At 71.9% G+C, this 11,692-nt stretch carries 12 protein-coding genes; 1 reads left to right on the top strand and 11 read right to left on the bottom strand.

Translation table 11 applies throughout. From position 1 onward, the window contains the following. Window positions 1-788 (bottom strand): nucleotide sugar dehydrogenase (locus LUU90_RS22125; RefSeq protein ID WP_275005297.1); only part of this gene is annotated, 788 nt, incomplete at its 3' end. A 150-nt stretch (window positions 789-938) separates the two neighbouring features. Between LUU90_RS22125 and LUU90_RS22120 the strand changes: the two genes are divergently transcribed. Then, window positions 939-1,739, top strand: a complete 801-nt coding sequence (locus LUU90_RS22120; protein WP_275006115.1) for a siderophore-interacting protein — start codon at window positions 939-941, stop codon at window positions 1,737-1,739. 46 nt (window positions 1,740-1,785) lie between these two features. On the opposite strand, the gene LUU90_RS22115 is transcribed toward LUU90_RS22120, so the two are convergent. The 10 genes from LUU90_RS22115 to LUU90_RS22070 form a co-directional block, all read right to left on the bottom strand. Next, entirely contained in the window at window positions 1,786-2,403 is a 618-nt protein-coding gene (locus LUU90_RS22115; protein ID WP_275006114.1) for a hypothetical protein, read from the bottom strand. A gap of 90 nt (window positions 2,404-2,493) precedes the next feature. After that, complete coding sequence (deoC, locus tag LUU90_RS22110) at window positions 2,494-3,249, bottom strand: deoxyribose-phosphate aldolase (RefSeq protein WP_275006113.1); 756 nt, start codon at window positions 3,247-3,249, stop codon at window positions 2,494-2,496. Further along, the gene (locus tag LUU90_RS22105) at window positions 3,246-4,397 is read right to left on the bottom strand and encodes an adenosine deaminase (RefSeq protein WP_275006112.1); all 1,152 of its coding nucleotides are present in this window, start codon (window positions 4,395-4,397) and stop codon (window positions 3,246-3,248) included. The genes deoC and LUU90_RS22105 overlap by 4 nt, the downstream gene beginning before the upstream one ends. A gap of 36 nt (window positions 4,398-4,433) precedes the next feature. Further along, a complete protein-coding gene (locus LUU90_RS22100; RefSeq protein WP_275006111.1) occupies window positions 4,434-4,646 on the bottom strand; it encodes a hypothetical protein in 213 nt (70 codons plus the stop codon). Window positions 4,647-4,659: 13 nt separating this feature from the next. After that, window positions 4,660-5,577, bottom strand: a complete 918-nt coding sequence (locus LUU90_RS22095) for a hypothetical protein (protein WP_275006110.1) — start codon at window positions 5,575-5,577, stop codon at window positions 4,660-4,662. Between the two features lie 113 nt (window positions 5,578-5,690). Then, complete coding sequence (locus tag LUU90_RS22090) at window positions 5,691-7,076, bottom strand: thymidine phosphorylase (RefSeq protein WP_275006109.1); 1,386 nt, start codon at window positions 7,074-7,076, stop codon at window positions 5,691-5,693. Then, window positions 7,073-7,516: a cytidine deaminase gene (locus LUU90_RS22085; RefSeq protein WP_275006121.1), complete on the bottom strand. Its 444-nt coding sequence runs from the start codon at window positions 7,514-7,516 to the stop codon at window positions 7,073-7,075. The genes LUU90_RS22090 and LUU90_RS22085 overlap by 4 nt, the downstream gene beginning before the upstream one ends. Window positions 7,517-7,521: 5 nt before the next feature. After that, the gene (locus LUU90_RS22080) at window positions 7,522-8,820 is read right to left on the bottom strand and encodes an ABC transporter permease (protein ID WP_275006108.1); all 1,299 of its coding nucleotides are present in this window, start codon (window positions 8,818-8,820) and stop codon (window positions 7,522-7,524) included. Continuing rightward, window positions 8,817-10,169 (bottom strand): ABC transporter permease, encoded by a 1,353-nt coding sequence (locus LUU90_RS22075; protein WP_275006107.1) that lies wholly within the window; start codon window positions 10,167-10,169, stop codon window positions 8,817-8,819. The genes LUU90_RS22080 and LUU90_RS22075 overlap by 4 nt, the downstream gene beginning before the upstream one ends. Beyond that, window positions 10,166-11,689 carry an ABC transporter ATP-binding protein gene (locus tag LUU90_RS22070; RefSeq protein WP_275006106.1) on the bottom strand — a complete coding sequence of 508 codons (1,524 nt, stop codon included), beginning with the start codon at window positions 11,687-11,689 and terminating at the stop codon, window positions 10,166-10,168. Before LUU90_RS22070 ends, LUU90_RS22075 begins: the two co-directional genes overlap by 4 nt. Window positions 11,690-11,692 lie beyond the last annotated feature (3 nt).

Genomic DNA, 11,692 nt, shown 5'->3' with positions numbered 1-11,692 from the left:
GCCAGGAGCTGCTTGGTGTCCTTGGGCAGGCAGTACCCGCCGTACCCGAAGGACGGGTTGTTGTAGTGCGACCCGATGCGGGGGTCCAGGCCGACGCCCTCGATGATCTGCGCGGTGTCCAGGCCGTGGGTCGCGGCGTAGGTGTCCAGCTCGTTGAAGTACGCCACCCGCAGCGCGAGGTAGGTGTTGGCGAACAGCTTGATCGCCTCGGCCTCGGTGGGGTCGGTCAGCAGGATCGGGACGTCCTTGGTGACCGCGCCTTCCAGGAGCAGGTCGGCGAACTGCTTACCGCGTTCGGTACGGTCGCCGACCACGATGCGTGAGGGGTGCAGGTTGTCGTGCAGGGCCCGGCCCTCGCGCAGGAACTCGGGGGAGAACACGATGCCGGCGCCGGGGTGCTCGGCCCGGACTCGTTCGGTGAACCCGACGGGGATGGTCGACTTGACCACGATCGTCGCGTCGGGGGTACGGGCCAGGACGTCGCTGATCACGGTCTCGACCGAGGACGTGTCGAAGAAGTTGCTGATCTCGTCGTAGTTCGTCGGGGTCGCCACGACCACGACCTGCGCACCGGTGTAGGCCGCGTCCTTGTCCAGGGTCGCGGTCAGGTTCAGGGGGTGGCTGGTGAGGTATTCCTCCAGCTCGGTGTCCACGATCGGGGAGATGCGGTCGTTGACCTGGGCGACCTTGACCGGGTCGACGTCCAGGGCCCAGACCTCGTGGTGCTGCGCGAGCAGCACGGCATTGGACAGACCGACATAACCCGTGCCGACAACAGCGATCTTCACGAAGGACTCCTGACAGAAAAAATCGATGACGGACCCATGCTAGAACGCGCCACCTGGCCGTTCCGGCCTGCCGGCGACAACCGGGGCCTTTCGCCCGTGACGCACACCACACCGGCGCTCGTCCGCCACGGAGGTTAGGCTTACCTCACAATGACGCAGACCACGAACGCACCGAACGGCAAGCCCGGCAAGGGAGTCCGCACCACGGCGACCGTGACCGCAGTCCGGCACCTGACCCCGCACATGATCCGGGTGACGATCGGTGGCCAGGCGCTGGCCGCCGTCGACCCGACGCCGCAGACGGACCGCTACATCAAGCTCGTCATGGCCGAGTCCCCCGAACCCGAGGGCCGCCCGGTTCTCCGTACCTACACGATCCGCAACGTCGCCGAGTCCAGCTGGGACATCGACATCGTCACGCACGGCGACGTCGGTTACGGCGGTCCCTGGGCGCAGCGCGTCCGGCCGGGAGACGAGGTGTCGTTCGTGGGACCGGGCGGCGACTACGCGCCATCCCCCGACGCCCCGTGGCACCTCATGGTCGGTGACGAGTCCGCCCTCCCGGCCATCGCCGCCGCGTGCGAGGCGCTGCCCGACGGCGCTGTGGCCCACGTCTTCGTCGAGGTCTCCGACGCGTCCGAGGAGCAGGCGATCGCGAGCGCCGCCGACCTTCACCTCACGTGGGTTCACCGGTCGACGGGAGCGAGCGTGGCCGACGTCGTGCAGGCCGCCGAGCTGCCGGACGGCGTGCCGCACACGTTCCTGCACGGCGAGGCCGGCTGCGTCCGCGACCTGCGCCGCTGGGCGCGCGGGACGCTCGGGGTGCCGCGCGAGCTGCTGTCGGCGTCGGGCTACTGGCGGCGGGGTCGCGACGACGAACACTGGCGGGCCGAGAAGGCGGAGTGGCGCGCCGCGGTGGAGCAGGACGACCTGGTGCTCAGCGCGCACTGAGGTGCGCGGCTCCGCCCGCTGAGCTCCAGGGGTGCCCCGCGGGCGGTTACAGACCGTCGAGCACGGCGAACCAGCGCTTCGCCGTCGCCTCGTCGTAGGGCGGCTCCCCCGCGGACACCGCGGCGAGCAGGGCGTCAGCGTCCGCCCGGACCGTGGCGACGACCGACGGCGGGTACCCGTACCGGACGGAGTGCTCGGCGAACTCGTCCTCGTCGTCGATGAAGTACTGGCCGCGCGGGTCGGCCGTGCCCGCCTCGAAGGCGATGACGTCGAGGTCCAGGTCGACGGCCGTCACCTCGAAGCGTGCGCGGCCGCGGGGTGCGAGGAAGCGGGCGGGCGCGCGCCGCCACTGCGGCACCGTGGTGAGGTCGCTGTACGACAGCATGCCCTCCGGGTGCCCGCGGTACAGGGAAGGGGTCCAGCCGACGTCCCCGAAGAATCCCACGCCCGCCCCGGTCGACCGGTACCTCGCGCCCGGCCGCGAGAACCGTGTCCCGGCCCGGAACCCCACCCACAGGCCGTGCTCGTCCGAGCCCAGGTAGTACCCGTCGAAGACCCAGTGGGGCGTGCCGTCCCACTTGCGGTAGCGCACCCGGACAAGGCTGCCCGGCTCCGTCGGCCGGGACGACGAAAAACCCTGGTCAGCAGGCTGATGCGCAGACATGTCCGGGAGCCTACCCACCCGTCGCCGGGGCGGCCGCGGAGGCGTGACCCGCCTCCCCCGCGGTGGAGCCGCAGCGGGGGAGGCGAAGGATCAGTAGGTGTCCGAGGTCGGCGCGGGGGCGGCTGCCGCTCCCTCGTCGAAGCCGGCCAGGACCGACGCCGTGCCCGACAGGCCGAGCCGGGTCGCGCCCGCCTCGATCATCGAGAGCGCCGCGTCGAGGTCGCGGATCCCGCCCGAGGCCTTCACCCCGAGTGTGCCGCCGCCGGCCGCGCCGACGGTCCGCGCCATGAGCGACACGGCGTGCACCGACGCGCCGCCGGCCGGGTGGAAGCCCGTCGACGTCTTCACGAAGTCCGCCCCGGCGGCCTGCGCCGCCCTGCACGCGCCCACGATCTGCTCGTCCGTCAGCGCTGCCGACTCGATGATCACCTTGAGGACCCGGTCGTTCGGCACGGCGGCGCGCACGGCCGCGATGTCGGCCTCCACGACGTCGAACCGGCCGGCCCGCGCGGTGCCGATGTCGATGACCATGTCGATCTCGTCCGCCTCGTCGGCGATGGCACGAGCGGCCTCGAACGCCTTCACGTCTCCCATGTGCTTGCCCGACGGGAACCCGCACACCGTGGCGACGGCGAGCCGCCCGGCGGCCACCTCGACGGCGAGCGAAACGAACGACGGGGACACGCACACCGAGAACACGCCGAGGGCGGCGCCCTCCTCGACGAGCGTGGCGACGTCGGCCGCCGTCGCCTCCGGCTTGAGAAGCGTGTGGTCGACGTACGCGGCCAGCGCCGCCTTGTCGTGCGGCACGGCGGGAGTCCGTGGTGCTTCAGGCTGAGCGGTCATACGAGGGCACCTTCTACTTTCTGGATTCCGGGCAGGATGACCTGCTCCACGAGGTCTCGCCGCTCGTCGTGGTGCATGAACGCACCCCAGGCGGCGGTGACGGTCACGTCGACGAGGTCGTCGAGCGTCCAGCCTGCCTCGTCGACGAGGAGCTTCATCTCGTGCGTCATCGACGTACGAGACATCAGGCGGTTGTCCGTGTTGAGCGTGACCGCGAAGTCCAGCTCCTTGAGGCGGGTGATCGGGTGCTTCGCGATGGACTCGGCCGCACCCGTCTGCAGGTTCGAGACCGGGCACAGCTCGAGCGGGATCTGGTGGTCGCGCACCCAGTGCGCGAGGCGACCCAGGTCGGCGGCTCCCCCGTGCCCGTCGTTCGAGAGGCCATTCTCGGCGGGATCTCCGTCCACGACGAAGGCGATGTCGTCGATGATCCGGGCTCCGTGGCCCAGCCGGTCGGCGTGCCCCAGGTGCACCGCCTGCCCGATGGAGTCGAGGCCGTCGGCCTCACCCGCGTGGATCGTCACGGGCACGTCATGCTCCGCGAGGTACCGCCAGATACCGAGGTGGCGCGACGGCGGATACCCGGCCTCGGGCCCGGCGATGTCGAACCCGACCACGCCGTGGTCGCGGTAGGTGACGGCGAGCTCCGCGATCTCCTGCCAGCGGTCCTGGTGGCGCATGGCGGTGACGAGCTGGCCCACCCGGATGAGATGCCCGTCGGCCGCCGCCGCGGCGATGCCGTCGTCGATCCCTGCCTGGACGGCCTCCACGGCCTCGGCGAGCGACAGCCCACCGGCCAGGTGCTGCTCCGGCGCCCAGCGCTGCTCGGCGTACACGACGCCGTCGGCCGCGAGGTCCAGCACCGCCTCGCGCGCGACGCGGGCCAGGTTGTCGGCCGTCTGCATGACGGCGATCGTGTGGTCGAAGGTCTCCAGGTAACGCACCAGCGAACCGGAGTCGGCCGAGTCACGGAACCAGTCGGAAAGGGAGTCCGCGTCGCCGGCCGGCAGGGTGTGCCCGGCGGCGTCCGCGAGCTCGAGGACGGTCTGCGGGCGCAGCCCTCCGTCGAGGTGGTCGTGCAGGACAACCTTGGGCAGGGCGCGTAGCAGCGCCTCACCGGGGCGCGCCCCGGGGTCTTGCGTGGTCATGCTGACAACCTACCGTCCGGCACCGACAGCCGGCCGTCAGCCGGCGTCGGGGCTCTCTTCCTCGTCGGCGTCCGTCGGGACGTCCAGCGCCTGCTCCACGACGTCAGCCTCGGCTGCGACCCCGTCGTTGTCCGGACGTGGCGCGTCGGGGACGTACTCGTCGGGCTCGTGCGCGGCGTCGACCTCGGCGTCCTCAGGGGGGACCAGGCCGGCGTCACGCCAGGAGTCGGGTCCAGGGAGCGTGCTCATCGGGGCCTCCTCGTCAGCGGTCTTCCATCGTCACCCGGGCGTCGTCACCCTGCCACTGCCCGGCCCGTTCCGGCAACAGCACCCACGCCACGTGGGGCCAGCCGCCGAGCGCGGCGGTCAGCGCCTTGCGTACGCGGGCGGCGGTCCGGTCGCCGGTCGACAACGACATGTCGGGCCCGCCCGGCGGCGCAGGGGGCGGGTCGAGGAGCGCCGCGACAGGAACCGTGTGCAGCCCGGCACCCGACGGCTCGTACAGGACCGCGCTGCCCTCCGTACCCTCGCCGTCGGCCAGGGTGAGCAGCACGACGTGGCGCGGGACCGCCGAGTCCCAGCCGCTCGTGACGTCACCACCCGTGTACAGGGGCACCGGGATACCCGCCCGCGCGCTCGCGACCGCAGCCTCCAGCAGCGCCCGCGACCCGGCCACCCGGTGCGTGTAGCGCACACCACCGTAGGTGGCGAGGCGCGCGGCGCCCCAGGGCGGCGTGCCGTACGTGCGCGGCCAGGCCACGACCCCCAGGCCGCGTCGGTTGGTCGCGGCCTGGACCGCATGCTGCAGCCGCACGAAGCGGCCCGCCGGGTCTTCGGTCGCGAGCTTGAGGGCAGCACGCGGGTCACCGGCCAGCCCGAGCATCGCCAGCACCGCCGACCCGCACGTGGTCTCGTCGACCTGCACCGCGGCCGCCGTGGTGCCGTCGAGGGACGGCAGGTTCAGCCGCCGGGGAAAGCCGACGGTCCCGGTACCGCGCTCCCGTGCCAGCGGATCCAGCACGGAGCGCCGGGCACGGGACGTCACCGACTCGAGGTGCCGCTCGACGTCGTCGGGCACGACCGGTCGCACGAAGCGGCCCGGCGGCGGCGGAGTCGGTATCGGCCCGGCGAACGCACGCATACCGCCAAGCAGGGACGAAAGGCGCAATGTCGACGGCACATCGCCAGGCTAAGCCGGACCCGCGCGACTCGCCGGTTCGCCACGCTGGGGCGCGTGGGCGAGCCGGACGCGCACCGGACGCCCAGGTCAGGCGCCTGCGACGGACCCTCGGGTCAGACGATCCGGTCCAGGACCACCGACTCATCGGCCGCCAGCGCTGCCCCGACCAGTGCCCCCGCACCCACGTCCACCGTCGACAGCGCGCTCGCCGCGCCGGCCAGCGTGCCGCCGAGCACACCGCCGCCCACGCCCTCCGGCTCGACCGCCCAGCCGCCCTCGAGCGCCTCGCGCGCCCGGGCAAACCGCTCCGGGGTGTCGGTGTGCAGGGTGAACAGGGGCTGGCCGGCGGCCACCGGCTCCCCCGGTTTCACGTGGATCTCGATGCCCGCCGCGGCCTGGACCGCGTCCTCCTTGCGCACCCGGCCAGCGCCGAGCCGGTGCACGGCCACCCCGACGGCGTACGCGTCGAGCGACACCAGCACGCCGGACTCCTGGGCCACCACCGTCTCCGACTCCTTCGCGACCGGCAGGTGCGCGTCGACGTCGCCACCCTGCGCCGCGATCATGGCCCGCCACTTGTCCATGGCCCGGCCGTCGGCCAGGGCCTCGCGGACGTCCGCCTCCGAGGCGGGGCGGTCGGCCGCCGCGAGCATCTCGACGGCGAGCGCGACGGTGAGGTCGACGACGTCGGCCGGCCCGCCGCCCGCCAGCACCTCGAGCGACTCGCGCACCTCCAGGGCGTTGCCCGCGGTGCGCCCGAGCGGCACCGACATGTCGGTGACCAGGGCCACGGTGCGCACGCCGGCGTCGGTCCCGAGGTCCACCATGGTGCGGGCGAGCTCGCGCGCGCTCTCCAGGGTCTTCATGAACGCGCCGGAGCCGACCTTCACGTCGAGCACCAGGGCGCCGGTGCCCTCGGCGATCTTCTTGGACATGATCGAGCTCGCGATGAGCGGGATCGCCTCGACGGTTCCCGTGACGTCCCGCAGCGCGTACAGCTTGCGGTCGGCCGGGGCGAGGCCCGCTCCGGCGGCGCAGATGACGGCCCCGACCGAGTCGAGCTGCGCCATCATCTCGTCGTTGGACAACGAGGCCCGCCAGCCGGGGATGGACTCCAGCTTGTCGAGGGTGCCGCCGGTGTGGCCCAGGCCGCGGCCAGAGAGCTGCGGCACCGCGACGTCGAACGCCGCCACGAGCGGCGCCAGCGGCAGCGTGATCTTGTCGCCCACACCGCCGGTGGAGTGCTTGTCCGCCGTCGGCCGGGAGAGACCGGCGAACGACATGCGCTCCCCGGACTCGATCATCGCGTGGGTCCACCGGGAGATCTCCGCGCGGGACATGCCGTTCAGGAGGATCGCCATGGTCATCGCGGACATCTGCTCGTCGGCCACCACACCCCGGGTGTAGGCGTCGACGAGCCAGTCGATCTGCGGGTCGGTCAGGGACTCCCGGTCCCGCTTGGCCCGGATGATGTCGACGGCATCGAACTGCTCGGTCATCGGGTTGCCTTCCGCACGTGGTCCAGGTCGCCCGGCCCGAAGGCCTGGGGCAGTACTTCCGTCATCGGCACGATCCCCAGCGGGGTGTCCACCAGGAGCTCCGGCCCGCCGTGCTCCCAGAGGATCTGGCGGCACCGGCCGCACGGCATGATCGTCTCGCCCAGCGCGTTCACGCACGTGAACGCCGCGAACCTGCCACCGCCCGACATCACCAGGGCGCTGACCAGCGAGCACTCGGCACACAGCGTCACTCCGTACGCGGCGTTCTCGACGTTGGCGCCGGTGAGCAGCCGCCCGTCGTCGGCGAAGGCCGCCGCACCGACGGGGTACTGCGAGTACGGCACGTACGCCTTCTCGAGCGCACTCCGGGCTGCCGCCCGCAGGCTCGCCCAGTCGACCGCCTCGGCCGCGGGAACAGCGTCTACAGGGTCCACGTCCATCATCCTCACCCCTTGATGTACGGCTCGCCCGACGCGGCCGGCGGGCGCGAACGCCCGACCAGGCCCGCCACGGCGAGCAGGGTGACGACGTACGGCACCATGAGCATGAACTGGCTGGGCACGGGCGAGCCCACGACGGAGAGCACGTTCTGCAGGTTGGACGCGAACCCGAACAGCAGGCCCGCGAACGCGGCCCGCACCGGGTCCCACTTGCCGAAGATGACGGCGGCGAGCGCGATGTAGCCGGCGCCGCCGGTCATGTTCTCGCCGAACTGGCTCAGGTAGACGGTCGTGTAGAACGCACCACCCAGCCCGGCCACGGCGCCCGCGACGAGCACCGCGTTGTAGCGCGTGCGCACGACGTTGATGCCGACCGTGTCGGCGGCCTTCGGATGCTCACCCACCGCCCGCAGCCGCAGGCCCCAGCGGGTCCGGTTCAGCGCGTACCAGACGGCGGGCACGGCGATGAACATCAGGTAGATGAGCAGCGGCTGGTTGAACAGCACCGGGCCGAGCACCGGGATGTCGGACAGCACGGGGATCGGGATCGACGAGAACCGCGTGGTCGAGTTCAAGTTCTCGGCACCCGGCACGAGCACCTGGGAGTACAGGAAGCTCGTCAGCCCGACGACCAGCACGTTCAGCACCACACCCACGATCACCTGGTTCACGTGGTAGGTGATCGCGAACAGGCCGAGCACGAGCGACACGAGCGCGCCGGCGAACACCGCGGCGGCCAGACCGGCCACCGCGCTGTTCGTGATCGACGAGACGATCGCCGCGGTGAAGGCCGCGCCGAGCAGCTGCGCCTCGATGGCGATGTTGACCACGCCGGCACGCTCTCCGATGACGCCGCCCAGCGCGCCGTACACGAACGGCACGGACCACAGCACCGCGCCGCCGAGCAGGCCGACGACGGAAAGGTCACGCGGGCTGCCGGCCCCGGCCCAGGCCAGGAAGCCCGTCAGCGCGGCCAGCGCGAACAGGACCACCAGCCACAGCGGCGTCCTGGTGCGGCGCGCGGTGAGCACGGCGACGAACGCCGTCACCGCGAGCATGACCGCACCGCACACCCAGGCGAGAGGACCGGCCGGCACCACGATGACCGGGATCTGGAAGAAGTCGCCACGGTGTGACAGCAGGAACCGCGTGTCCCCCGAGTGCGGGACCGCCACGAGCAGCAGCGCGTACAGCACCGTCACGGCGAGCAGCACGCTCGCCGCCTTCCACGTCACGACGGTGACGGTGCGCGCCGTCTCCGACAGCGGCACGTCGAGCTGAGTGGTCTTGTGGTCGGCGCTCACGCTGCCGCCTCCTTCCGGTTCCGGGTCGCCTTCGTCTTCTTCGCTGCCCGACGCCGGTTCGGGTCAGGCAGCCGGAAGATCGCCCGGATCAGCGGCGGGGCCGCGATGAACAGCACGATGAGCGACTGGACCACGAGCACGATGTCGCTCGGGACGCCCTCGGCGGCCTGCATGGTCGTACCACCGGCCTTGAAGGCGCCGAACAGGATGCCCGCCGCGAGCACGCCCCACGGGTTGGACCCGCCGAGCAGTGCGACGGTGATGGCGTCGAACCCGATACCCGCGTCGATGTCGGAGCTGAAGCCGGTGGTGACGCCGCCGAGGACCTGCGAGGCACCGGCCAGGCCGACGAGTCCGCCGGCCACGAGCATCGAGCTCACCGTGGCGCGGCCCGTGTCGATGCCGGCCACCCGCGCGGCGCGCGGGTTCTCGCCGACGGCGCGGAACGCGAAGCCCGCGGACGACCGGTTGAGCAGCCACCACACGCCGACGACGGCGAGCAGGGCCAGCACGAAGCCCCACGTCAGGTTGAACCGGTCACCCAGGAGGCTCGGCAGCTGGGCCGACTCGGGTGTCGGCGGCGTCTTCGGGTTGGACGACCCGGGAGCCTGCAGCAGGCCCGGCGTCGCCAGGAGGTAGGCGATCAGGTAGAACGCCACGTAGTTGAGCATGATCGTGACGATCACCTCGTGCGCCCCGGTGCGAGCCTTGAGCAGGCCCGCCAGCCCGGCCCACAGCGCGCCGGCCGCGATACCGGCCACGAGCGCCATCAGCAGGTGCAGCGGGAACGGCACGCCGCTCACCCCGAAGGCCACCCAGCCCGCCGACGCGGCCGCCACGAGCATCTGTCCCTGGCCACCGATGTTGAACAGGCCGGCCCGGAAGGCGAGCGCCACGCCGAGGCCCGCCGCGATGAGCGGGGTCGCGTAGGTGAGCGTCTCCGTGAGCGGTCGGATGGCGGTGACGAAGTCCGTCGCCTGGAGGTTCACCACGGAACCGCGGAACAGCGCGGAGTACGCGCCGCCGATCGCCTGTCCGAGCGCGACGAGGGTGTCGCCCGGCCGGGCGAAGAAGTACGAGGAGGCCGCCTTCACCCCGTCGTTGGTGAAGGCGATCATGATCGAGCCTGCCACGACGGCGAGCAGCACCGCGCCCACGGACACCGTCCACGAGCTGCTCATGGTCTGCTGGAGCGCCTTGGCCAGGCGGCTCTCGGTGTCGACCGGGTCGACGACCGGCCCGGCCTCGCGGGCTCGCTCCTGCTCCAGCTCCTCCGCGGTGCCCGGGTCGAGCCCGGGCTCCTGCTCGGGACCGGAGCTCGATCCCGTGTTGGACTCAGGCGCGCTCACGCGACCTCTCCCTTCGCGTCCTCCGGGGAGATCCCCGCCATCATCAGACCCAGCACGTCGCGCGGGGTGTCCGCGGGTACGACGCCGACCACCGTGCCGCGGTACATCACCATGATGCGGTCGGCCAGGGCCACCGCCTCGTCCAGCTCGGTGGAGACCACCATCACCGGAACACCGGCGTCCCGGGTCTCGATGATCCGCTTGTGGATGAACTCGATCGATCCCACGTCCACGCCGCGGGTCGGCTGTGCCGCGACGAACAGGCGCAGGTCGCGCGACAGCTCGCGCGCGAGCACCACCTTCTGCTGGTTGCCGCCCGACAGACGCCCCACCGGTGTGGTGATGCCCTGCGTGCGGACGTCGAACTCGGCGACCTTCTCTTCCGCGAACTTGTCCCGGAACCCGAGCTGGAGCGCGCCGCCCTTGACGAACGGCTGGCCGTCGGAGCGGTCGAGCATGAGGTTCTCGGCGATGGTGAACTCGCCGATCAGGCCGTCGTGCGTGCGGTCCTCGGGGACGAAGCCCACACCGGCGTCGAGGATGTGGCGCACGGACCGGCCCACGAGCTCCTTGCCGTCGAGCGTGATGCTCCCCGACACGTCGCCCTCCAGCCCGAGCAGGGCCTCGGTGAGCTCGGTCTGCCCGTTGCCCTGCACGCCCGCGACGACGAGCACCTCGCCGCCGCGCACCTCGAAGCTGACGTTGTCGACCACCACGGTGCCCGACTCGCTGGTGACCACCAGGTCGGTGACCTTCAGCCCGTTGTCGTGCAGCGTGGGCGCGTCCTTGCGGACGGTCAGCTCGACGGAGCGGCCCACCATGAGCGAGGCGAGCTCGGCGTCCGACGCCGTCGGCAGGGCCTCCCCCACCACCTTGCCGTGGCGGATCACGGTGATGCGGTCCGCGACGGCGCGCACCTCGCGCAGCTTGTGGGTGATGAACACGATCGCGGAGCCCTCGTCGCGCAGCTGGCGCATGATCGCCATCAGCTCGTCGGTCTCCTGCGGGGTGAGCACCGCCGTCGGCTCGTCGAAGACCAGCACGTCCGCGTTGCGGGACAGCGCCTTGATGATCTCGACGCGCTGCTGAACGCCCACCGGCAGGTCCTCGACGACGGCGTCGGGGTCCACGTGGAAGCCGAACCGGGCGGAGATCTCCCGCACCTGCGCGCGGGCGGCCTCCAGGTCGAGGCGGCCGCCGCCGCGGGTCTGCTCGTGGCCGAGCATGACGTTCTCGGCGACGGTGAAGACCGGGACGAGCATGAAGTGCTGGTGCACCATGCCGATGCCGGCGCCCATCGCGTCACCGGGGCCGGAGAAGTGCTGGACCACGTCGTCCAGCAGGATCTCGCCCTCGTCCGCCTCGTACAGGCCGTAGAGCACGTTCATCAGGGTGGACTTGCCCGCCCCGTTCTCGCCCAGGAGCGAGTGGATCTCGCCTGGTTGAACCACCAGGTCGATGTGGTCGTTCGCGACGAGCGCGCCGAAGCGCTTGGTGATGCCGCGCAGCTCGAGCCGCATAGG

The sequence above is a fragment of the Promicromonospora iranensis genome (assembly GCF_028994775.1).
GTDB classification, from domain to species: domain Bacteria; phylum Actinomycetota; class Actinomycetes; order Actinomycetales; family Cellulomonadaceae; genus Promicromonospora; species Promicromonospora iranensis_A.
This window is presented reverse-complemented; position numbering and strand designations above follow the sequence as displayed.

Bases quoted from the DNA above. Each gene is read 5' to 3' on its own strand.
- LUU90_RS22070 (WP_275006106.1), bottom strand. From the start codon at position 11,689: ATGCGGCTCGAGCTGCGCGGCATCACCAAGCGCTTCGGCGCGCTCGTC.
- LUU90_RS22090 (WP_275006109.1), bottom strand. From the start codon at position 7,076: ATGACCGAGCAGTTCGATGCCGTCGACATCATCCGGGCCAAGCGGGAC.
- LUU90_RS22105 (WP_275006112.1), bottom strand. From the start codon at position 4,397: ATGACCACGCAAGACCCCGGGGCGCGCCCCGGTGAGGCGCTGCTACGC.
- LUU90_RS22120 (WP_275006115.1), top strand. From the start codon at position 939: ATGACGCAGACCACGAACGCACCGAACGGCAAGCCCGGCAAGGGAGTC.
- LUU90_RS22085 (WP_275006121.1), bottom strand. From the start codon at position 7,516: ATGGACGTGGACCCTGTAGACGCTGTTCCCGCGGCCGAGGCGGTCGAC.
- LUU90_RS22100 (WP_275006111.1), bottom strand. From the start codon at position 4,646: ATGAGCACGCTCCCTGGACCCGACTCCTGGCGTGACGCCGGCCTGGTC.
- LUU90_RS22115 (WP_275006114.1), bottom strand. From the start codon at position 2,403: ATGTCTGCGCATCAGCCTGCTGACCAGGGTTTTTCGTCGTCCCGGCCG.
- deoC (WP_275006113.1), bottom strand. From the start codon at position 3,249: ATGACCGCTCAGCCTGAAGCACCACGGACTCCCGCCGTGCCGCACGAC.